At 72.0% G+C, this 20616-nt stretch carries 12 protein-coding genes; 3 read left to right on the top strand and 9 right to left on the bottom strand.

Translation table 11 applies throughout. The features are described from left to right. Positions 1-38 precede the first annotated feature (38 nt). The 3 genes from ACFWVE_RS29545 to ACFWVE_RS29555 form a co-directional block, all read right to left on the bottom strand. Complete coding sequence (locus ACFWVE_RS29545; RefSeq protein ID WP_384020445.1) at positions 39-4967, bottom strand: NAD-glutamate dehydrogenase; 4929 nt, start codon at positions 4965-4967, stop codon at positions 39-41. A gap of 508 nt (positions 4968-5475) precedes the next feature. Beyond that, a complete protein-coding gene (locus ACFWVE_RS29550) occupies positions 5476-6141 on the bottom strand; it encodes an HAD family hydrolase (RefSeq protein WP_384020448.1) in 666 nt (221 codons plus the stop codon). 144 nt (positions 6142-6285) lie between these two features. Further along, positions 6286-6783 (bottom strand): DUF6912 family protein, encoded by a 498-nt coding sequence (locus ACFWVE_RS29555; RefSeq protein WP_384020450.1) that lies wholly within the window; start codon positions 6781-6783, stop codon positions 6286-6288. 360 nt (positions 6784-7143) lie between these two features. Between ACFWVE_RS29555 and ACFWVE_RS29560 the strand changes: the two genes are divergently transcribed. After that, the gene (locus ACFWVE_RS29560) at positions 7144-7929 is read left to right on the top strand and encodes an Rv3235 family protein (protein WP_384020453.1); all 786 of its coding nucleotides are present in this window, start codon (positions 7144-7146) and stop codon (positions 7927-7929) included. Positions 7930-8049: 120 nt separating this feature from the next. On the opposite strand, the gene secA is transcribed toward ACFWVE_RS29560, so the two are convergent. Beyond that, positions 8050-10887, bottom strand: a complete 2838-nt coding sequence (gene secA, locus ACFWVE_RS29565) for a preprotein translocase subunit SecA (RefSeq protein ID WP_384020456.1) — start codon at positions 10885-10887, stop codon at positions 8050-8052. 277 nt (positions 10888-11164) lie between these two features. Here secA and ACFWVE_RS29570 point away from each other — a divergent pair, with 277 nt between their 5' ends. Beyond that, positions 11165-11734: a GNAT family N-acetyltransferase gene (locus ACFWVE_RS29570; protein WP_384020460.1), complete on the top strand. Its 570-nt coding sequence runs from the start codon at positions 11165-11167 to the stop codon at positions 11732-11734. A 535-nt stretch (positions 11735-12269) separates the two neighbouring features. Further along, positions 12270-13457, top strand: a complete 1188-nt coding sequence (locus ACFWVE_RS29575; protein WP_384020463.1) for a winged helix-turn-helix domain-containing protein — start codon at positions 12270-12272, stop codon at positions 13455-13457. Between the two features lie 6 nt (positions 13458-13463). On the opposite strand, the gene ACFWVE_RS29580 is transcribed toward ACFWVE_RS29575, so the two are convergent. The 5 genes from ACFWVE_RS29580 to mtrB form a co-directional block, all read right to left on the bottom strand. Next, positions 13464-14246: a response regulator gene (locus ACFWVE_RS29580; RefSeq protein WP_384020466.1), complete on the bottom strand. Its 783-nt coding sequence runs from the start codon at positions 14244-14246 to the stop codon at positions 13464-13466. 207 nt (positions 14247-14453) lie between these two features. Next, positions 14454-15146: a ribosome hibernation-promoting factor, HPF/YfiA family gene (hpf, locus tag ACFWVE_RS29585; protein ID WP_384020469.1), complete on the bottom strand. Its 693-nt coding sequence runs from the start codon at positions 15144-15146 to the stop codon at positions 14454-14456. A 311-nt stretch (positions 15147-15457) separates the two neighbouring features. Further along, entirely contained in the window at positions 15458-16468 is a 1011-nt protein-coding gene (locus tag ACFWVE_RS29590; protein WP_384020472.1) for a ComF family protein, read from the bottom strand. A 126-nt stretch (positions 16469-16594) separates the two neighbouring features. Continuing rightward, a complete protein-coding gene (locus ACFWVE_RS29595) occupies positions 16595-18460 on the bottom strand; it encodes an LpqB family beta-propeller domain-containing protein (RefSeq protein ID WP_384020475.1) in 1866 nt (621 codons plus the stop codon). Beyond that, positions 18450-20615, bottom strand: a complete 2166-nt coding sequence (mtrB, locus tag ACFWVE_RS29600; protein WP_384020478.1) for an MtrAB system histidine kinase MtrB — start codon at positions 20613-20615, stop codon at positions 18450-18452. The genes ACFWVE_RS29595 and mtrB overlap by 11 nt, the downstream gene beginning before the upstream one ends. Position 20616 lies beyond the last annotated feature (1 nt).

Raw genomic sequence — 20616 nt, forward strand, 5'->3', positions numbered from 1 at the left:
CTGCTGGGCACGGGCCGCGCGCGTGCGCGCGCGGTGCCCTACGCGTGCGAGCGCAGCAGCGTCCGCATCGTCCGCATCGCCACCGACAGGTTCGCCAGGTCGAAGGTGTCCGAGCTCCGGATCTCCTCCAGGGTGGTGCGGGCCCGGCCGATGATGGCCTCGTTCTTCGCCTCCCACACCGTGAACCGCTGCTCCGGTGTCGCCGTGCCGTCGCCCGCCGCGAGCACGTCGGCCGTGACCGCCGAGTGCGCCGCGTACAGGTCCTCGCGGATCGCCGCGCGGGCCATGGACTGCCAGCGGTCGGCGCGGGGCAGCTCGCTGATCCTGTCCATCAGCTGGGTGATGCGCAGCCGGTCGGCGAGGTCGTAGTACACCTCGGCGACGTCCAGCGGCTCCTTGCCCATGCGGTCGGCCACCGAGACGATGTCGATCGCCGCGAACGCGGAGGAGAACCCGGCCACACGGGTGGCGAGTTCCGACGGGACGCCGACGCCCGTCAGCTCGTCGTGGATCTTCTGGAACCACTTCAGGTCCGCGCCGCGCAGCAGCTTCGGCAGCTGCGACCAGACCAGTTCGACGCGCTCGGCGAAGAACGTCACCGTCTCCTCGAGCTCCAGCGGCTGCGGCCGGTTGTTCAGCAGCCAGCGCGTGCCGCGTTCCACCAGCCGGCGCGAGTGCAGCCTGATCCGGGTCTGGACGTCCGCCGCGACCCTCGTGTCGAGGGCCTCGACCCCGTCCCACACCGTGGCGGCACGGAAGATCGCGCGGGCCGCGGTCTGGGCCCGGACGATCTCCTCCAACGAGGCGCCGGTCTCCTCCCGCATCCGGTGCAGATACGTCGTACCGCCCGTGTTGACCGTGTCGTTGACCAGGACGGTCGTGGTGATCTCGCGGCGCAGCGGGTGCGCGTCGATCCGGTCGGGGAACTGCTCGCGCAGCGGGGCCGGGAAGTAGGAGTGCAGCAGCACCTTGAGATACGGGTCGTCGGGCAGTGAGGTGCGCAGCAGCTCGTCGGCGACCGTGATCTTCGTGTACGCCATCAGGACGGCCGTCTCCGGGCCGGTCAGGCCCTGCCCGGCGCTCAGCCGCTCGCGGATCTGGCGGTCGGCGGGCAGGAACTCCAGGGCCCGGTCGAGGTGCCCCTCGCGCACCAGGTGTTTCATGAAGCGCTGCTGGGCGTGGAGCATGTCCTTGGACTGGGCCAGGGCGTTGGCGATGGCGGTGTTCTGCGCGTAGTTGGCGCGCAGCACCATCCCGCCGACCTCGTCGGTCATCGAGGCGAGCAGCTTGTTGCGCTGCTTGACCGTCATGTCGCCGTCCGCGACCAGGGCGTTGAGCAGGACCTTGATGTTCACCTCGTGGTCGGAGGTGTCCACGCCGGCGCTGTTGTCGATGGCGTCGGTGTTGATCCGGCCGCCGTGCAGCGCGAACTCGATCCGGCCGAGCTGGGTCATGCCCAGGTTGCCGCCCTCGCCGACGACATCGACCCGCAGGTCCTTGCCGTCGACGCGGATGGGGTCGTTGGCCTTGTCGCCGACGTCGGCGTTGGACTCGCTCGCCGCCTTGACGTACGTGCCGATGCCGCCGTTCCACAGCAGGTTCACCGGCGCCTTGAGGATCGCCTTCATCAGGTCCGCCGGGGTCATCTTGGTGACGCCGGACTCGATGCCGAGGGCCTCGCGGATCTGCGCGTTGACCGGGACGGACTTGGCGCTGCGCGGGAACACGCCGCCGCCGGCCGACAGCAGGCCGGTGTCGTAGTCCTCCCAGGAGCTGCGCGGCAGGTCGAACAGGCGGCGGCGCTCGGCGTGACCGACGGCCGCGTCCGGGGTGGGGTCGATGAAGATGTGCCGGTGGTCGAAGGCGGCGACCAGCCGGATGTGCTCGCTGAGCAGCATGCCGTTGCCGAACACGTCGCCGGACATGTCGCCGATGCCGACGACCGTGAAGTCCTGGCTCTGGGTGTCCACGCCCAGCTCCCGGAAGTGCCGCTTGACGGACTCCCAGGCGCCGCGGGCCGTGATGCCCATGCCCTTGTGGTCGTATCCGGCGCTGCCGCCGGAGGCGAAGGCGTCGCCGAGCCAGAAGTCGTAGGCCTCGGCGACCTCGTTGGCGGTGTCCGAGAACCGGGCGGTGCCCTTGTCGGCCGCGACCACGAGATAGGTGTCGTCCCCGTCGTGCCGGACGACGTCCGCCGGGGGCACGACCTCGCCGGCCACCATGTTGTCGGTGATGTCGAGCAGCGCCGAGATGAACGTCCTGTACGCGGCGACGCCCTCGGCCATCCAGGCGTCGCGGTCCGCGGACGGGTCCGGCAGCTGCTTGGCGACGAAGCCGCCCTTGGCGCCGACCGGCACGATGACGGTGTTCTTCACCATCTGCGCCTTGACCAGGCCCAGGATCTCGGTGCGGAAGTCCTCCCGGCGGTCCGACCAGCGCAGGCCGCCGCGCGCGACCTTGCCGAACCGCAGGTGCACGCCCTCGACCCGCGGCGAGTACACCCAGATCTCGAACGCCGGACGGGGCGCCGGCAGGTCGGGCATGGCCTGCGGGTCGAACTTCATGGAGACGTAGTCGTGCGGGCGGCCGTCGCCCGCCTCCTGGAAGAAGTTGGTGCGCAGCGTCGCCTTGATCACCGTGAGGAAGGACCGCAGGATGCGGTCCTCGTCGAGCGAGGCGACCTGGTCGAGGGCGGCGTCGACCTCCTCCAGCAGCGCGTCCACCAGCTCGAACCCGGCGCCCTGCCGCTCCGGCGACATCCGCGCCTCGAACAGGGAGACGAGCAGCCGGGTGGTGTGGACGTTGTTGCGGAGGGTGTCCTCCATGTAGTCCTGGCTGAAGGTGGAACCCGCCTGGCGCAGGTACTTGGCGTACGCGCGCAGCACCATCGCCTGCCGCCAGGTCAGCCCGGCGCTCAGCACGAGGGTGTTGAAGCCGTCGTTCTCCGCCTTGCCGGTCCAGGTCGCCGCGAAGGCCTCCTGGAACCGCTCACGGGCGTCGTCGCCGAGGTAGTCGGCGCCGCCGGGGGCCTTGGGCAGCCGCAGCCCGAAGTCGTAGACCCAGGCCACGCTGCGGTCGGAGCGGCGCAGCTCGTAGGGACGCTCGTCGACGACCTCGACGCCGAGCCGCTGGAGCACGGGCAGCACGGCGGAGAGGGAGACGGCTTCGCCCTTGCGGTAGATCTTGAAGCGGCGCTCCTCGGGGGCCGCGCCCACCGGCTCGTACAGGCTGAGCTCGAAGTTCTTCTCGTCGTCGAGCCGTTCGAGCCGGACCAGGTCGGCGACGGCGCCGCGCGGGGTGTGGTCGGCCTTGTACCCCTCGGCGAAGGCGTCCGAGTAGCGGCGCAGCAGTTCGGCGGCGCGTTCCTCGCCCAGTTCGGCGGTGAGGGCCTCGCCGAAGCCGTCGGCCCACGAGCGGGCGGCCTCGGCGAGCCGGGACTCGATGCGCTCGCGGTCGTGGTCGGAGAGCTCCGGCAGTTCGGTGCCCTGCGGGACGCGGACCACGAAGTGCAGCCGGGAGAGGATCGACTCGGTGTTCCAGGCGGTGAAGTCGACGCTGATGCCGTCGAGTTCCTCCTTGAGGATGTCGATGATCCTCAGCCGCACACCGGTGGTGTAGCGGTCGCGCGGGAGGTAGACGAGGGCGGAGTAGTAACGCCCGTACTCGTCCTGGCGCAGGTAGAGCCTGAGGCGGCGGCGCTCCTGGAGGTAGAGCACCGAGGTGGCGATGGCCCGGAGCTCGTCGGCCGGGGTCTGGAAGAGCTCGTCGCGCGGGTAGGTCTCCAGGATCTGCAGCAGGTCGCGCCCGTCGTGGCTGTGCGGCGAGAAGCCGGCGCGCTCGAGGACCTCCTCGACCTTGCGGCGGATCACCGGGACCCGGCGGACGGACTCGGTGTAGGCGGCGGAGGAGAACAGGCCGAGGAAGCGGCGCTCGCCGACGACATTGCCGTCCGCGTCGAACCTCTTGACGCCGATGTAGTCCAGGTAGGACGGCCGGTGCACGGTGGCCCGGCTGTTGGCCTTGGTCAGGACGAGCAGCTTGTGCTCGCGCGCCTTGGCGCGGGCGTCGGCGGGCAGCCGCTCGAAGGACGGGCTGACCGGGTGGCCCTCGTCGGCGAGATGATGCGGGTCGGAGCGCAGTATGCCGAGGCCGGTGCCGGGGACGGCGGCCAGCGAGTCGTCGTCGCGCAGCTGGTACTCGCGGTAGCCGAGGAAGGTGAAGTGGTCGTCGGCGAGCCAGCGCAGCAGCTCCCGGGCCTCCTCGACCTGCCCGCCCGGCACGTCCGCGGGGACGGGTTCGTCGGGCAGGCCGTCGGCCAGCAGGGTCGCCGCCTGCCGCATCTTGCCCCAGTCCTCGACGGCCTCGCGGACGTCGGACAGGACGCGCAGCAGGTCGACGGTGATCTGCTTGAGGTCCCCGCGGTCGGTCTCACGGTCGGTCTCGACGTGGATCCAGGACTCGACGTGGGCGTCGTGCGGCAGCTCGCCCCCGGCGGGTTCGGCGCGCACCTCGATCAGCTTGCCGGTGAGGTCCCGGCGCACCACCACCTGCGGGTGGATGACGACGTGGATGCCGCGGCCCTGCCGGGTCAGCTCGTTGGTGACGGAGTCCACGAGGAAGGGCATGTCGTCGGTGACCACCTCGACGACGGAGTGGCTGCACGTCCAGCCGTTCTCCTCGACGGTCGGGGTGTGGACCCGGACGCTGGCCGTGCCCTGGGGACGGTTCTCGGCCAGCCGGAAGTGCGAGACTGCGGCTCCGAAGACGTCGACCGGGTCGCGGCCGACAAGGTCCTCCGGGGCGGTGTGCAGGTAGTAGCGCTGGAGGAACGCGAGCACGGTGTCCCGGTCGGGCATGCCCTTGTCCGTCGTCCCGGTCGGCAGTTTCCCCCCGGCCGGGCTGTTCTCAGCTACCCGGGCAGCCCTTTCGAGCAGCTCGGCCTTTGCTTCGTCCAGCTTGGTCTGCATTGTCCTCTGGCTCCTGTCGCGCGCCGTTGCGTGACGTAGAAGGAAGTACGGTCTCTGCGCCCGCGGTGCGGTGGTACGTGGCGGGGTGTCCGCTCCGTTCCGACGGTATGCCGCAGGATGAGACGAGCGGGGGCTTCTCTGCCGGCTTCGACGCGTCCGACGGGTGTGACGCTGCTCTCCGCGACGTCCGGACCCGGGGGATGCGGCGCGTCCCGGGGACCCTCCGGGCCCCGTCCCGCCCGCGAGGACCAGCGAGCGCCGCCCGGCCACGGATGTCGTCCGTGCTCGCCGGGCGCACGGCAGGGACGGCGAGGCCCCCGCGAGCTATCGCGCTGATCACGCCACCCAGGCTATCGCCCCTCGCGGGGGGCCCGTCATGAGCCGTATGTGTACAAAACATGGGGTGGAACTTTGACGTTCTGCACAGTGCGCGCCCGGTGTCACCGGGTCGCCCGCCCTCCGCTTCCCACCCGCCGTCCGCCCTTCACCGTGGCGCCCGGCACCCGGCTCAGCTCGCCAGGCGTTCCGCTTCCTCGACGGCCTCCGCCAGCGTGTCCACCACCGGCACCCCCACCGCCTCGAGGCTCGCTCTGCTGTGCGAGCCGCCGGTGTAGAGCACGGCCGACGCCCCCACGTGCCGCGCGGCCAGCGCGTCGTCGGCGGCATCGCCGATCACCACCGTGCGCGCCGCGTCCACGCCGGTCAGCGCGCCGAGGTGGCGCACCATGTGCTCCGCCTTGCCGCCACCGGACGGCCCGGTCCGCCCGTCGACGCGCAGGAAGTGCGGCTCGATGCCGAAGCCGCGGACCAGGGGCACGAGGTCCTCGTGTCCGTACATGCTGAGGATCGACTGGCTGCGCCCCGCCGACGTCCATCCGGCCAGCAGCTCCGCCGCCCCCTCGGCGAGCGAGCACCGCACCCGGTGCTCGGTGTAGTACCGGTGGAAGGTCGCGTCCATCAGCTCCCACTCGGTCCCGGTGGGCAGCCGCCCCATCAGCCGCTCGTAGAACTTCGGCACCGGCACGCAGTACAGCTCCCGGTACCGCTCCAGCGTGAGCGACTCCAGACCCAGCTCGGCGAAGGCCGCGTTCGTCGCGCCGATGACCGCGTCGACGTCGTGGAACAGCGTGCCGTTCCAGTCCCAGACGATGTGCGCGCCCCTGTGCATCCCCATGGAAAGAAAGTACCCGCCGCCACCGACAACGGGGGAAACAGCAGGTCGGCGCCTCGTCCGACGGCCCCAAGCACGACGACGGGCCCCACGTCCCGCCCGGCGGACGCCAACACGAAGACGCCGGCCCGCCCCCCGGGGCTGTGCCTAGGCCGTCGGCCCCACCAGGTTCGGGATCTCCTGCGTGGCGTACCACAGCAGTTCGTGGTCCTCGGCCCCGTCCACGGCGGACTGTGCGTCGGCGTCCCCGGCGTCCGCCGCGGGCAGGGCCTGCGCGGCCGACGTCACGTCCGGTGCCGCGTCCGCCGCGTCCACGTGCACCGCCGCCGCCCGGTCCAGCCGTACGGGCCCCTCGACCCGCAGCTCACCCGGGCCTGCGGGGTCGGCCGAGGCCGCCCGGTCGGGTACGTCCACGGCGACCACGACCCGGCGCCGCGGGGCGCCGGCGTCCGCCGCCAGCAGCCGCAGCGAGGCCAGCGCGGCACGGCCCAGCGCCGCGTACTCCAGTTCCTCGAGGTCCTCGGAGCGGTACCACTCGCGCAGCGCGGGCGTCACACCGTAGGCGGGGAACGGCCCCGCGCCCAGCTCTCCCGTCCGGTACGCCTCGGCGAGACCGGAGAGGGTCAGGGGGACGTAGACGCGCATGTCGGCCGCTTTCGTGGTCGGGGGTCCGCCGGGGATCGCGGGACGCCTCCGGGAGGGGCGGCCGCATCCGGCCAGGTGGGCCTTCAGGATACGTGCGGGCGTCCCCCATCGGGTTGCTGCCCACCCCCTCGACGGCGTCCACTCCGGGCCCGGAATTCACCCGGTACGTCCGCTCCCGTACGGGGTCGACCGGGTGCCATTCACTCGGATAAGTGAATCCTCCGGCCGCCCCGACACGGCTCACGGCTCCTTGCCGCCGCCCTCCGCCGCCCCGTAGAAGATCCCCACCACGAAGTTACTGCCTGGTATCGCCCCGGTCCCCCGGCCGGCGGCGCCGCCCGGCCCGTTGAACGGGGTCCCATGAACAAGGTCATGACCAGGGCTCAGCGCCGCACCGGCACGCGTCCTCCCGGCCGCCGCGACACGCGCCGCCCGACCGGCACCACCCCGCCGCGCATCCCCGCAGGAGGCACCGCCCCCGCCCCGCCGCACGGCGAGGACCGCCCCTCTCCCCCGCCCCGCGCCGCCTCCACCCGCCCCGCCGACAACCGCCCGCCGTCCTTCGCCACGACAGCCCCGGCGACGCCCGGACGCCCCCGTCGCCTGCCGCTGCCGCCGCCCGCCGACCCCGCGCAGGAAGCGTCCGTGCGCGCCGTGAGGGCCGTCCCCGCCCGCGCTCCGCGTCCCGCCACGCCCCGGCCGCCGCACCTCACCGCCGTCCCCGAGCCGGTCGTCGGTCCCGCGCCGGCGCCGGCTCCCGCCGCCCCCCGGGTGCCCGCGCAGACCCCCCGCCGGCCCGTCCCGCAGCCCCGCCCCACCGACCACTTCGCCGAGCTGCTCCTCGCCGTCCTGAGCGGTCAGCGGCCCGTCCATTCCATGCTCCGGCACACCGCGGGCCGCGCCTACGACGAGCTGGCGGACCTCGCCGAGCACGGCCCGCTACGCACCCGCGGCACCCGTCCGACCGTGCGCGACATCGGCTACTACGTTCCCCGCGAGGGCGCCCTCGAGGTGTTCGCCCGGATCGGCGCGGGTGACAGGCTGCGGGCCATGGCCTTCCGCCTCGAACAGGGCAACGACCTGCGCTGGCGCTGCACCGCCGTGGAGCTGGGCGGCCCCCGCCGGCCCCGCCCGCACGGCCGCTGAGCCCCGTACGCCCCCACCGGGCCCGTACGACGCCCGAGGGCCGGGCACCCCTGGGGTGCCCGGCCCTCGGCCTCGGCCCGTCCCTCCACCGGCGGCCCACGCCTCCCGGTGGAGCCGCGGTCACTTCTTGCGGCGGCGCCCGCCCCGCGCCTGCTTGCGGCGCTCGGCGCGCGTGAGGCCGTCGGCCTCGGAGCGCACCGGCTCGTCCTCGGCGAACTCGCCCTCGACGGTACCGCCCTCGCCGTCCACCGTCGGCGCGGAGAAGTGCAGGTTCCGCCGCTGCGGGGCGTCGAGCCCCTTGGCGCGGATCTCCGGCCGGGCACCCGCCTGCGCGGGCACCGCGTCCTGCGCCGCCGGCTCCGGCCTGGCGTCCTCGACCGGGACCTCCTCGACCTGCTGCTCGACCTGGACCTCCAGGTTGAACAGGTAACCGACGGACTCCTCCTTGATGCCGTCCATCATCGCGGTGAACATGTCGAAGCCCTCGCGCTGGTACTCGACCAGGGGGTCCTTCTGCGCCATCGCGCGCAGGCCGATGCCCTCCTGGAGGTAGTCCATCTCGTAGAGGTGCTCGCGCCACTTGCGGTCCAGGACCGACAGCACGACCCGGCGCTCCAGCTCACGCATGATCTCCGAGCCGAGCTGCGCCTCACGCTGCTCGTACTGCTCGCGGATGTCGTCCTTGACCGTGTCGCCGATGTACTCAGCCGTCAGCCCGGCCCGGTCGCCCGCCTCCTCCTCCAGCTCCTCGACCGTGGTCCTGACCGGGTAGAGCTGCTTGAAGGCACCCCACAGCCGGTCCAGGTCCCAGTCCTCGGGGAAGCCCTCGGCCGTCTCCGCCTGGACGTAGGCGTCGATGGTGTCGTCCATGAAGTGGTGGATCTGCTCCTGCAGGTCCTCGCCCTCCAGGACGCGGCGCCGCTCGCCGTAGATGACCTCGCGCTGGCGGTTGAGGACCTCGTCGTACTTCAGGACGTTCTTACGGGTCTCGAAGTTCTGCGTCTCGACCTGTGACTGGGCCGACGCGATCGCCCGCGTGACCATCTTGTTCTCGATCGGCACGTCGTCCGGCACGTTCGCCATGGACATCACGCGCTCGACCATCTGGGCCTTGAACAGGCGCATCAGGTCGTCGCCGAGCGACAGGTAGAAGCGGGACTCGCCGGGGTCGCCCTGACGGCCGGAACGGCCGCGCAGCTGGTTGTCGATCCGCCGCGACTCGTGCCGCTCGGTGCCGAGCACGTAGAGCCCGCCGAGCCGCTCGACCTCGTCCTTCTCGGCCTTGACCGCGTCCTCGGCCCGCGCGAGCGCCTCCGGCAGGGCGTGCGCCCACTCCTCGATGTGCTCCTCGGGGTCGAGGCCGCGCTGGCGCAGCTCCGCCTCGGCGAGGTCCTCGGGGTTGCCGCCCAGCTTGATGTCCGTACCGCGGCCGGCCATGTTGGTCGCCACGGTGACGGCGCCCCTGCGGCCAGCCTGGGCGACGATCGTCGCCTCACGGTCGTGGTGCTTGGCGTTCAGCACCTCGTGCTGGATGCCGCGCTTGCTGAGCTGCTGCGAGAGGTACTCGGACTTCTCCACCGAGGTGGTGCCGACCAGGATCGGCTGGCCCTTGCCGTGCTTCTCCTCGATGTCGTCGACGACGGCCTCGAACTTGGCGACCTCGGTGCGGTAGATCAGGTCCGCCTGGTCCTTGCGGACCATGTCCCGGTTGGTCGGGATGGGGACCACGCCGAGCTTGTAGATCTGGTGGAACTCGGCGGCCTCGGTCATCGCCGTACCGGTCATGCCGGACAGGCCCGGCTGTTCCTTGTCGTCGTGGTCGCGGCGCTTGTAGAGGCGGAAGAAGTTCTGGAGGGTGATGGTGGCGAGCGTCTGGTTCTCGTCCTTGATCGGCACCCCCTCCTTCGCCTCGATCGCCTGGTGCATGCCCTCGTTGTAGCGGCGGCCCGCGAGGATACGGCCGGTGTGCTCGTCGACGATCATGACCTCGTCGTCGATGATCACGTAGTCCTTGTCGCTCTTGAAGAGCTCCTTCGCCTTGATGGCGTTGTTCAGGTAGCCCACCAGCGGGGTGTTGACCGACTCGTAGAGGTTGTCGATGCCCAGCCAGTCCTCGACCTTGGCGACTCCGGACTCGTGGATGGCGACCGTGCGCTTCTTCTCGTCGACCTCGTAGTCGCCGGTCTCCTCGATGCCCTTGAGCGGGTTGCCGGCCTCGCCGCGCTTGAGGCGCTTGACCAGCTTGGCGAAGTCGCCGTACCACTTGGTGGCCTGGTCGGCCGGGCCGGAGATGATCAGCGGCGTACGGGCCTCGTCGATGAGGATCGAGTCGACCTCGTCGACGATGGCGAAGTTGTGGCCGCGCTGGACCAGTTCCTCCTTGGACCACGCCATGTTGTCGCGCAGGTAGTCGAAACCGAACTCGTTGTTCGTGCCGTAGGTGATGTCGTAGCTGTACTGCTCGCGGCGCTGGGCCGGCGTCATGTTGGCCAGGATGCAGCCGACCTCCAGGCCCAGGAACTTGTGGACGCGGCCCATCATCTCGGAGTCGCGCTCGGCCAGGTAGTCGTTGACCGTGATGATGTGGACGCCCTTGCCCGACAACGCGTTCAGATAGGCCGGCAGGGTACCGACGAGGGTCTTGCCCTCACCGGTCTTCATCTCGGCCACGTATCCCATGTGCAGGGCGGCGCCGCCCATGATCTGCACGTCGTAGTGCCGCTGGCCCAGGACGCGCTTGGCGGCCTCACGGACGGTGGCGAAGGCCTCGGGGAGCAGGTCGTCCAGGCTCTCACCGTCGGCGTACCGCTGCTTGTACTCATCGGTGAGGGCCCGCAGCTCGGCGTCGGAGAGGTCGGCGAAGTCCTCTTCGATGGAGTTGACCTGGCCCGCGATGCGGTGCAGCTTGCGCAGGATCTTGCCTTCGCCTGCACGCATGATCTTGGAGAGGACGGACACGGGGGGTGGTCTCCTTGCCGGTCGGGCCTGGGACGGTCGGTTTCCGTTGCATTGCTGAGCAACGGCCATCGTATGCGAGGACCCCACCACGCCGGGAGGTCTGCCGTGGCGGTGGCCGCGCACAGCGTCGTATCTGTTTCACGGCTGCTTCGAAGGGACAACGTCCGGCCACCGCGGATGGTGCCGTCCCGCCCGTCGAATTGTGCGAAGGGTGATCATCTCCTCACGCACGGCAAAGGATTGGCGCCGCTCCCTCCTCCGTGAGCAGAATCGGCCGATGGACCCCGTCACCCTCACCACCGACCGTCTCCTGCTGCGCGCGGTCGGCCCGCAGGACACCGGCGCCGTGTACGCCGCCTGCCAGGACGCCGACATCCAGCGCTGGACCACGGTCCCCTCCCCGTACCTTCTCGAGCACGCGCGGGGCTTCACGGAGCAGATGACCCCGGACGGCTGGGCGAGCGGTTCGATGTTCACCTTCGGTGCCTTCCTCCCCTCCGGGGAGCTCACCGGCATGCTCGGCATCACCATGCGGTCCCTGGGGGTGGGGGAGATCGGCTACTGGGGCGTCAAGGAGCACCGCGGCCACGGTTACGTCACCGAGGCCGCGGTCGCCATGTCGCGGTGGGCCTTCACGAAGATGTCCGTCGACCGCATGGAATGGCGTGCCGAGGTCGGCAACCGGGCCTCCCGCGCGGTGGCGGAACGGGCGGGCTTCGTCGTCGAGGGGACCCTGCGCTCCGCGCTCAACAACAAGGGGGTGCTGCGCGACTGCTGGATCGGCTCCCTGCTCCCGTCCGACCTGGGCCTCGCGGCGACGGCCCCGTACCTGCCCTCCGCGGAGTAACGGCCCACCGGACCCAGGACCGCCCCTCGGCCGCTCTCCGGACCTCGCCGCGGACCGCTCTCCGGACCTCGCCGCCGACCGCTCTCCGGACCGCCCTCCGGCTCGCAGCGCGGCTCCGGCCACGAGGTCGGACCCGCCCGGGCCCCCGTCGGCAACGTCTGCGGGCAGGCCGCCTACGAAGCCTTCACCACCCCCTCGCCGACCCGGGCGACGAGCCCGTCGCACCGGCCCCGTACCGGGCGGCGCGTCCGGGTTCGGCCGGGGCCCTTCCCCCACCGGCCCCCCTCCCCTCTCGGCGCCGCTCCCGGGATCGCCCCGGCCCGGCCTCCGGCCCGGGCCGCCCCGGCACCCGCACCCGCACCGAGGACCTGTCCCGCGAGAACCTGCCCCGCGGTCCCTGCCGGGACCACGGCCGGACGGGCCTACAGGCCCCGCCGGTTGCCTCCGGCCCGACCCGTCTCCGCCGGGCAGGCCCCCGGCCGTTGTCGGTGCCGCCCCGGCCTGTTGTCAGTGCCGCCCTCTATCGTGCGGACGTATGACGACCCTCCCTCGTCCGTCCACGGACCTCTCGGCGGCCGAGGCCCGCCGCATCGCCCTGCGGGCCCAGGGCTTCCTGGGCTCCCCCGACCGCCGCTCCGGTGTCCGGGGGGTCCTGCGTCACCTGGGCGCGGTGCAGCTCGACACCATCTCGGTCCTCGCCCGCTCCCACGAGCTGATCCCCTACGCCCGTCTCGGCGCCGTCGGCCGGGCGACGGTCGAGGACGCTTACTGGAAGGCCGGGTCCGAGCCGCCACGCGCGTTCGAGTACTGGTCGCACGCGGCCTGCCTGCTGCCGGTCGAGGAGTGGCCGCACTTCGCCTTCCGCCGCCGCGCCTACCGCGCCCGCCCGCACTGGAACCACGACCTCCCCGACGGCGCCTACGACCAGGTCGTCAAGCAGCTCCGCGCCCAGGGCCCGCTCACGGCCACCGACCTGGGCGGCGCGAAGCGCACCAGCGAGTGGTGGGACTGGTCCGGCGCCAAGGTCGCCGTCGAGCGGGCCCTGATGTACGGCGAGGTGGTGTGCGTCGAGCGCCGCGGCTGGAAGCGGGTCTACGACCTCGCCGAGCGCGCGATCCCGGACGCCCTGCTGCACGACGAGCTGGACGACGCCGAGTGCCTGCGCCGCCTGGTCCGCCTGGCCGGCAAGTCCCTCGGCGTGGGCACTCGCGCGGACCTCGCCGACTACCACCGGCTCAAGGGCGAGCAGGTCGACGCGGTGATCGCCGACTCGGGTCTGGTGCCGGTCGCGGTCGAGGGCTGGACCAAGCCGGCCTGGGCCGATCCGGAGGCCCTCGCCACTCCCCCGCGCGGACGCCACCGTACGACGCTGCTGTCCCCGTTCGACTCCCTGGTCTGGGAGCGGGCACGCACCGAGCGGATCTTCGGCTTCACCCACCGCCTGGAGGCCTACGTGCCGAAGCAGAAGCGGGTGCACGGCTATTTCGCGATGCCCGTGCTCGCCGGTGGCCGGCTCGTCGGCCGCGTCGACCCGGCCCGCGAGGGCCGCACACTGGTCGCGAGGCAGCTCACGCTGGACGGTCCCAAGGCCGTCCCGGCCGTCGCGCAGGCCCTGGTCGAGGCTGCGGGCTGGGTGGACTGCACGGACGTCCGCGTGGAGCGGGTCGAGTCGCCGGAGCTGCGCGAGCCACTCACCCGGGAGCTGTCGCGCGCCCTTGCCTGACTCCGCTCAGCGGATCTCGAGGATCTTCTCCCGCATCGCGTAGACCACCGCTTCCATCCTGGAGTGCAGCTGCAGCTTCTCCAGGATGTTGCGCACATGGTTCTTCACGGTGTTCTCGGAGATGAACAACTCCTTGGCGATGTCCCGGTTGTTCATTCCCGTGGCGACGAGCTTGAGCACTTCGAGTTCACGGTCCGTCAGCCGGGGCGCGGGCACCAGCCGGCGCTCGTCGGTGCGCTGGATCATCGACTTGAACTCGGTGAGCAGCTTCGACGCCATGGACGGGCTGATCTGTGACTGACCGTCGGCCACCGCGCGGATGGCGGTGGCCACCTCGTCCGTGGAGATCTCCTTGAGGAGGTAACCGGTCGCGCCCGCCTTGATGGCGTCGTAGAGATCCGCCTCCTCGTCGCTGATCGTCAGCATGATGATCTTCGCGCTGGGGGCGACCTCCTTGATGGAGGTGCACGCCTCGATACCGCCCCGCTTGGGCATCCGCACATCCATCAGGACGATGTCCGGCAGCAGGTCGGCGGCCTTCTCCACGGCTTCCGCGCCGTCCCCCGCCTCGCCGACGACCTGGATGTCCTCCTCGGCCGCGAGCACGATCTCCAGGCCGCGGCGGAAGAGCGCGTGGTCGTCCACCACGAGGACTCTGATCGGCTCCCGGTCCGGCTCCTTCACCGGCTCGCCGGCCGGTTCCCCGTGCCTGGAGCGCGCGTTCGGTCCCCTGCCGGTGTCGCCGTCGTCGGAGTCCTCTCCACACATCGGTCCGAAGCTGTCCGCCATCGTTCCTCCCCCTGAAGGCTGTGGCCTGTGGTCCTGAGCCATCGCCAACCCAAGGCAACGGCCCACCGTTTGGGCCGTTGCCGCCATGATTCCATGCCCGGACGGCACGGGGGTGACAGCTCGGGGCGCGAAGTGGTCGCACACCGGTGCCCCTGGGGGCGCACATGCGCGCACCAGGGGCACCGGTCCAACCGCGACCCGGCTCGGTCAGCCGCCGAGCGTCGCGCCCGCCTCGGGAGCATGCGGGTGCGTGACCATGGTGTCCGTGCTGAGGTGGATCACGCCGTAGTCGTAGGCGTGCCGCCGGTAGACGACACTGGGTTCCTTGGTCTCGGAGTCGATGAACAGATAGAAGTCGTGCCCGACCAGTTCCATCTCGTAGAGCGCCTGGTCCAGAGTCATGGGGGCGGCCACGTGGGTCTTCTCGCGGACGATGAGGGGCCCCTCGCCCTGCACCTCCAGCGAGCCGATCTTCTTGGTGGGGACGGCTTCCTGCGTCTCCTGGGGGGACTGTGCCCCCGTTCCGTTGAGTGTCGCCGCGTCGGGGACGTGAGCGGGCACCTCCGCTGCCGAGATCCTGCGCGCGCCGCGCCGTGAGTAACGCTTGTCGTGCTGCTTGCGCAGTCGGGCGTCCAGCTTCTCCGCTGCCAGGTCGAGCGCCGCGTACGGGTCGCTCGCCGCTGCCTCCGCCCGGATCACCGGACCGCGGGAGTGGAGCGTGATCTCCACCCGGTCACTGCGGTCGGCCTGTCGGGGGTTGGGCTCCTTGGACACCTCGACGTCGAGGCTGATCACCTTGCCGTCGAGCTTCTGGATCTTCTCCAGCTTCAGCTTCTCGGCCACGTGCTTCCGGAACCGCTCGGGCACCTCGGTCTTGCGGCCCTTGACGACGATGTCCACGCAGAACTCCGTTCCCGGATCACTCCGCCTCGGTGCGGAGCGTCTCCTTTTTGCACCAGGCTCCGGTCGGCCCCGGAGCCTCGGACTCGGTGACTTCCACCTCCTCCCCCAGGAGCGAGATCTCCAGTCCACCGGCTCGGGTGATTATGAAAAACCCGCAGCACGGCACTCGGATTCGAGAGGTGTGGCCTGCGGCTTTCCCTCACAACCGAACATATCTCGCCCGGACGGATGTCGTCACCCTCTTCTACCGCGTACCTCCGTTCAGGCGAATTCACGCTCTCACTACCTGCAACGATGCAAGTTCCCCATCAGTTCCGGTTCATTTCGAAAGAATCCGGTGAAGCTGCAACAACCGCAGCGCACTTCACGTCAATGGGCCGGTCGGCCCCGCCCGTACCCACTGACCCTCCGGACTGCCGGCCCGCCCTCCGGTGGGCCGGCCCGTTTCGCTGTTCTCCACTCCTTTCCCCGGTCTCACCTCTGTACACGAACGTGGGCGCCGAAATACTCGAATCGGCCCCGAGACCCGCTTGCGCCCGCCCCTGCGCCTCCGCTCTCGCAGACACCTCTGCACGTGCCTCCGCGCATGTCCCGGCAGGTCCCGCGCGGTCCGTCGCGCGGTCCACCACGCCCGGGTCCCACCACGCGGTCCGCACCGCACGCGCGGCCTCCGCCAGTGACGCCCCGGTGGTCATCAGGTCGTCCACGAGGACCACGGGCCCCTCGCGCAGCAGCCGGCCACAGCCCGGCGCCACCGCCAGCGCACCGGTGAGGTTGGCCAGCCGCTGCCGGGCGTCGAGACCCGACTGGTCGGCCACGCCCCGCCGCTGACGCAACGCGGGAAGCACCGTAGCGGGTACCCCCTGCCCGCGCAGCACACTCGCCGCCGACCGGGCGATCCGCAGGGCGGGGTCATGGCCACGGGCCCGCACGGCCCGCCGCGCGGAGGGCACGGGCACCAGCAGCACCATGCCGCGGTCGCCGTGGAGCGGTCCCGAAGGCTCACCGGAGCCCGGCCGCGCCGCCTCCCGCAGCCCTCTGCGCACGGCTCCCGCCAGGGCTTCGCCCAGCGGCCGGGACAGGGCCAGGGCACCCCGTTCCTTGTGGGCCAGCAGTGTGGCGCGCACCTCGTCCGCGTACCGGGCGGCCGCGTGCGTCACCGGCAGCCCGGCCGGCTCCGGTTCCGGCCGCACCCGGCGAGGCGCGGCGCCGCTCAGCGCCGTACGGCACCGGTCGCACAGCACCGCACGAGGCCTGCCGCATCCGCCGCACTCGGCCGGAAGCACCAGGTCGGTGAGATCCTGCCACCAGCCCCGCACGGCCCCACTGTGCCAAGGCACACCGCGCCCGGCCACCCCTGTGGAAAACTCCACCCGGCCCGTCCGGCGCACCCTTCCCCCGACCGGCGAAACCCCGCCCCCGACCGGCATCCGTCCGGCGGGCACTCATCCCGGATAGACCGGCGCGGTCCCCTCCGTCACCTTCTGCCACTGGGCCCCCGGCTGCAGCCGGACGATCCCGTCCACCGAGTGGGCCACCAGCGGCACCTCCTCGTCGGCGGACGCGGTGACCGCCTCGACTCCCGTCAGGGCTGCGGGCTGCGGAACCTCCGGTACGGAGCCGTCGACCTCGACGTACCGCATCTGCTCCACCCCGCCTTCCTCACGCCCGACCACGACGAGCCGGCTGCCGCCGGTCCACGACATGGCGGTGACCTTCTCCAACTCGGGCGTCGCGGCCCTCAGTTGCAGCACAGTGACGGCGGGCCGCGCGCCTGTCTTCTCGGCCGGTCCGGCCGGCCCCTCCTGCCCGTCCGTCCCGCTCCGCTCGATCCGTCCGATCATCAGGGAGCGCCGGTCGCCCTTGGCCACGACGAGCGCGATCCTGACCCCGTCGGCGGCCACCCGGACCGCCTGGATGCGCCCGTCCAGGCCCGGAGTGCGCACCTCCAGCGGCTCGCCCCCACCCTCCTCGAGCAGGAACAGCCGCGGATCGGCGGGGTCGCGGTCGGCCACCCACAGGCCGCCCTGCGCGTCCCAGCTGGGCGCGGTCAGCCGGTCGTCCTCGGACTCGCCCCGGCTGCTCAGCACGGGCTCCCCGAGCGAACCGCCCGGCACGATCGAGCCGACGTACAGCGACTCCCCGTCGAGCGCGACCCCGGCCGCCGTGCGTTCGTCCCGCGAGACGGCCACCGACCGCAGCGAGGTCTCGCCCTCGCCGAGCGCGCCGGGCACCGGGTCCGGCTGGGTGGCGTTGCTGCCGGCGGGGATCCGCACCAACCGGTGGTCCTCGTCGATGAAGTACAGGTAGTCGGGGCTGTTCAGCGAGCCCCGGTCGGCCACGGTCCCGGTCGCCTCCCGGGTCAGCGAGCACAGCTGCTTCCCCTCGGCCCGCAGCTCGACCTCGTCCACGGCGGGGCTGAGATTGCGCAGCGTGAACAGCAGCTGGGCGGCCATCTCCTTGCACCGCTCGGCACCGGCGCCGGCCGCCTTGTCGTTGAGCGGCACGGTCAGCTTGCCGCGGTCGTCCGCCGCCAGCGGCCCCGCGTCCTCGTGCAGTGCCGCGCCCGCGGGGAAGCTCGACCTGACGACCGGGCCGAGCCAGGCCGTGGGCCCGCCCAGGAGCGAACGCACCATCTGGGTGGTGGGCTCCACATGGCTGCGGACGTACACCGGGTCGGCGACCGCCATCGGCGGTCCGTCCGCGGCGGCCCCCGCGGTGTTCGAGGCGAAGTAGTACTTGCTGACGGACATGTAGTTGCGCTGGAAGTCCGACTTTCCCATGACGACGCCCTGCGGGACCCCGTCGATGCGCCACTGCCCGCTCTTCGCGTCCCGCGTGAGATGCACGGGCATGTCGTACGGCCCGGTGGCGGACGCGTACGCCTGCTGCGCGTCCACGGTGGCGACCCTCTCGCCGGTCAGCGTGAAGGAGACCGCGCCGGTGTCCTCCCGGCCCGGCCGGTCGGCCTGCGCACCCGGCCCGTCCGCCAGCACCGTGGTGGACAGCTCGGGCTTCCAGGCCCGAGCGGCCTCGGCGGTCAGATACTGGCGCGCGGTCCTGTAGTCCGAATCGTCACTGGTCAGCGCCTCCAGGAAACCCTGCACGATCTGTGCGGGCGACGCGTCCTCACTCGGCGGCATCGCGAACACCCGCACCTGCGCGTCCTGCCGGGGCGTGGACTCCACGCCCCGCAGATCCCCGCTGTCGGGCATCGAGGCGCACCCTGCCAGCAGTACGGCACCGCTGGTGGCGTACGCGATCATCCGTGCCGGCGTCCTTCGGCCGCGCCCCGCGCGCTCACCGCCCACGTGAAGCCTCCCCCTGCCTGTCCCCGAGGCCGTCGAGCCCCTCCAGGCCTTCCACATCGTCCAGGCCGTCCAGTTCGTCCACGTCACCGCCACCGCCATCCGCAGCGGCACCCGCGTCGGCAGGCTCCGCGTCTCCCGTGGCCGGTCCCGCCGGCTCACCCTGGCGCGGCGCGCCCGCTGCCGGCCGCGACACCACACGCGCGCCGTTGCCGGGCAGTGCCGTCGGGTCGGCCGTGGGTGTCACGGCGGCCGACAGCGGGGCGAGCGGATCACGGGACGCGCGGGAAAAGCCCTCGGTGTCCGCGGGCGGCGCGGGCAGGGTGGCCCGCTTCTCACCGTCCCCGCCGTCGTGCGGCAGACCGGCGGCGTCGAGTCCGCGGTTGTGGCGCGAGTCCCTGGGCTCCAGCGGTATCGGGGAGCCCCTCAGCGGCTCGTCCGCCGTCCGGGGCAACGTCAGCCGGAACTGCGAGCCGCCGCCCGGCTCGCCCCAGGCCTGGAGCCAGCCGCCGTGCAGCCGCGCGTCCTCCAGCGCGATGGACAGCCCCAGCCCGGTACCGCCGGTGGTCCGCGCGCGTGCCGGGTCCGCCCGCCAGAAGCGGCTGAAGACCCGGGTCGCCTCACCGGGCTTGAGCCCGACGCCGTAGTCCCGCACGGCGATCGCGACCGCCCCGCCCGCCGCGGCGAGCTTGACGACGACGTCCCTGCCGTCGCCGTGCTCCACGGCGTTGACGACGAGGTTGCGCAGGACGCGCTCCACCCGCCGGGTGTCCGCCTCGGCGACGACGGGCTGCTGGTCGCCGACCACCTTGATCCGCGTGCCCTTGCGCTCGGCGAGCGGCTCGGCCCCTCCGACCACGCGCCGTACGACGATCCGCAGGTCGACCGGCTCCGCCTCCAGGGCCGCCGCGCCCGCGTCGAAGCGGCTGATCTCGAGCAGATCCGAGAGCAGCGACTCGAACCGGTCGATCTGGTCGGCGAGCAGCTCGGCCGACCGCGCGGTCACCGGATCGAAGTCCTCACGGGCCTCATGGATGACGTCCGCCGCCATCCGTACGGTCGTCAGCGGTGTCCGCAGCTCGTGGGACACGTCCGACACGAACCGGCGCTGCATCCGTGACAGGTCCTCGAGCTGGTTGATCTTCAGCTGGAGGTTCTGCGCCATCTTGTTGAAGGCCTCGCCGAGCCGCGCGATGTCGTCCTCGCCCGTGACCTTCATCCGTTCCTGGAGCCGCCCGGCGGACAGCCGCTCGGCGATCCCGGCCGCCATCCGCACCGGCGTCACGACCTGCCGCACCACGAGCCAGGCGATCGCCCCGAGGAGGACGACGACGAACAGACCGGCGGTCGCCAGCGTGCCCTTGACCAGGCTCAGCGACTTCTCCTCCTGCGTCAGCGGGAAGAGGTAGTACAGCTGGTACGGCTCACCGTTGGGGTCGTTGACCTGCTTGCCGATGACCAGACCGGGCTGGGAGTCCGCGCCGTTGCTGTAGACGACCCGCGTGTAGCGCTGCGCGGCCCCGGTGCTGGTGTCGATCCGTTCCCGCAGGTCGCCGGGCACGCTCTGGGCCGGGTCGACGTGCCCCGAGGCACGCGGACCGCGCCCGCCGCCGCTCTCGTCGCCCATGGGCAGGGTGACCACGTCGAAGGCGCCCTGGCCGCCGCTGGAGAGCGACTCCACGAGGTCGCTCATCCACTGGATGACGCTCTGCGAGGACCGGCCGTCCACCGCGGACGGGTCCTCGCCGGTGCCGCTCGCGGCCTCGTCGGCCTGCTGCTTGGCCACCGCGAACCCGCCGGTGGCCTGGCTCTGGGACGCCTTCACCTTGGCGTCCAGCAGGCCGTTGCGCACCTGGCCGATGACGACGAAGCCCAGGAGCAGGACCACGCCCAGCGACATCAGCAGCGTGGTGACGACGACCTTGAGCTGGATGTTGCGCCGCCACAGCCGCATGACGGGCAGCAGCGGCCGGCGCACCCAGCGCACGAACAGGCGGATGACCGGGCTGCCCTGGACCCCGCCCCGGAGCAGCCCGCCCTCCAGGAGGCGCCCCCAGCGGGAACGCCGTGAGGTGCGGCCCTCGGACGTCCGGCCGACAGGCCGCTCCGGTCGGTCCCCGGACCGGCCGGAGCCCGAAGCGGCACTGTCACCGGACATG

The organism is Streptomyces sp. NPDC058632 (genome assembly GCF_042717095.1).
GTDB lineage: Bacteria > Actinomycetota > Actinomycetes > Streptomycetales > Streptomycetaceae > Streptomyces.

What these genes read in the sequence shown, in the direction of transcription:
- ACFWVE_RS29545 (WP_384020445.1), bottom strand. Translation starts at nt 4,967, where the DNA reads ATGCAGACCAAGCTGGACGAAGCAAAGGCCGAGCTGCTCGAAAGGGCT.
- ACFWVE_RS29550 (WP_384020448.1), bottom strand. Translation starts at nt 6,141, where the DNA reads ATGGGGATGCACAGGGGCGCGCACATCGTCTGGGACTGGAACGGCACG.
- ACFWVE_RS29555 (WP_384020450.1), bottom strand. Translation starts at nt 6,783, where the DNA reads ATGCGCGTCTACGTCCCCCTGACCCTCTCCGGTCTCGCCGAGGCGTAC.
- ACFWVE_RS29560 (WP_384020453.1), top strand. Translation starts at nt 7,144, where the DNA reads ATGAACAAGGTCATGACCAGGGCTCAGCGCCGCACCGGCACGCGTCCT.
- ACFWVE_RS29570 (WP_384020460.1), top strand. Translation starts at nt 11,165, where the DNA reads ATGGACCCCGTCACCCTCACCACCGACCGTCTCCTGCTGCGCGCGGTC.
- ACFWVE_RS29575 (WP_384020463.1), top strand. Translation starts at nt 12,270, where the DNA reads ATGACGACCCTCCCTCGTCCGTCCACGGACCTCTCGGCGGCCGAGGCC.
- ACFWVE_RS29580 (WP_384020466.1), bottom strand. Translation starts at nt 14,246, where the DNA reads ATGGCGGACAGCTTCGGACCGATGTGTGGAGAGGACTCCGACGACGGC.
- mtrB (WP_384020478.1), bottom strand. Translation starts at nt 20,615, where the DNA reads ATGTCCGGTGACAGTGCCGCTTCGGGCTCCGGCCGGTCCGGGGACCGA.